The following is a 1,307-nucleotide window of genomic DNA, read 5'->3' as shown; positions in this document are numbered from 1 at the left end:
GTGTCCGGCTTGATCCGCTTGGTGTAGACGCGCCCGTGCTGTTGGTAGCAGGGCGGGCATGACTCGTTCAGATGATCATCGAGGTTCTCTACGCCTTGTTGATCGTCCGAAGTGAGCCATGCCCGCCCTGCCATCATCGCTGATCTCGTCGTTGTCCTGCGCACCGGCTGTCACCGTGCCCGAAACCGCTGCCGGGCTGCCCGCAGCGCTGGCCGACCTGCCGGATCCCCGCGCCCGCCGCGGTGTCCGGCACCGGCTGACAGTCGTGGTGACCGCGGCGGTCTGTGCCGTGGTGGCCGGCTACCGCTCCTACACCGCGATCGCCGAGTGGGTCGCCGACGTCCCGGCCGCGACCGCGCTCGCGCTGGGCATCGCCCCGGACCGGCGCCCGTCGGAGGCGATGATCCGCCGGTTGTTGCAGGCCCTGGACCCGGACCTGCTCACCGCGGCCGTCAGCGGCTGGCTCGCCAGCCGGACCATAGTCACACCGTCAGCGGGCAGGCGAGCGATCGCGGTCGACGGCAAGGCCCTGCGCGGCTCCCGCACCACCAGCACTCCGGCCCGACACGTCCTGGCCGCCTGCGACCAGGCCACCGGAGTGGTTCTGGCCAGCACCGACGTCGACGGCAAGACCAACGAGATCACGCGCTTCGCACCGCTGCTGGACCAGATCGGAGACCTGCGCGACACCGTGATCACCGTCGACGCCCTGCACTGCCAACGCGACCACGTCGCCTACCTGGCCGAACGCGGCGCGCACTGGATCCTGACCGTCAAAGGCAATCAGCCCAGCCTGCACGCCCAACTCGCCGGCCTGCCCTGGCGAGCCGTCCCCGACGCCACCCGCGACACCGACCGCGGACACGGCCGCCGCGAGATCCGCACCCTCAAGATCCTGACAATCTCCACCGGCATCGAGTTCCCCCACGCCGCACAGGCCCTGCAGATCCGCCGCCGCAGACGCCGCCTCGACCAGCCAAAACGCTTCACCACCGAAACCGTCTACGCCATCACCGACCTGCGCGTGCACCAGGCCAGCCCTGCCCAACTGGCCGGATGGATCCGTGGTCACTGGTCGATCGAGAACAAGGTCCACTGGGTGCGAGACGTCACCTACGACGAAGACCGCTCTCAGATCCGCACCGGCACCGGACCACAAGTCATGGCCGCCCTGCGCAACGCCGCCATCGGCGCCCTACGAACCGCCGGCATCACCAACATCGCCGCCGCGAACCGGCATCACGCCCGCGACAGCACCCGCCCGCTGGCACTACTCGGCATCACCTGACGACTTTGCCGGGGCCCTG

General features: G+C 69.8%; 1 protein-coding gene. It reads left to right on the top strand.

The window, feature by feature from the left end; translation table 11 throughout:
- Positions 1-175 precede the first annotated feature (175 nt).
- The gene (locus tag AB0873_RS32585; RefSeq protein ID WP_366604647.1) at positions 176-1,288 is read left to right on the top strand and encodes an ISAs1 family transposase; all 1,113 of its coding nucleotides are present in this window, start codon (positions 176-178) and stop codon (positions 1,286-1,288) included.
- Positions 1,289-1,307 lie beyond the last annotated feature (19 nt).

Origin of the sequence: Micromonospora sp. NPDC047707, assembly GCF_040704235.1 — a bacterium.
Taxonomy (GTDB): domain Bacteria; phylum Actinomycetota; class Actinomycetes; order Mycobacteriales; family Micromonosporaceae; genus Micromonospora.
The sequence above is the reverse complement of the archived record's forward strand: the minus strand, read 5'-3'. Positions and strand labels throughout refer to the sequence as shown.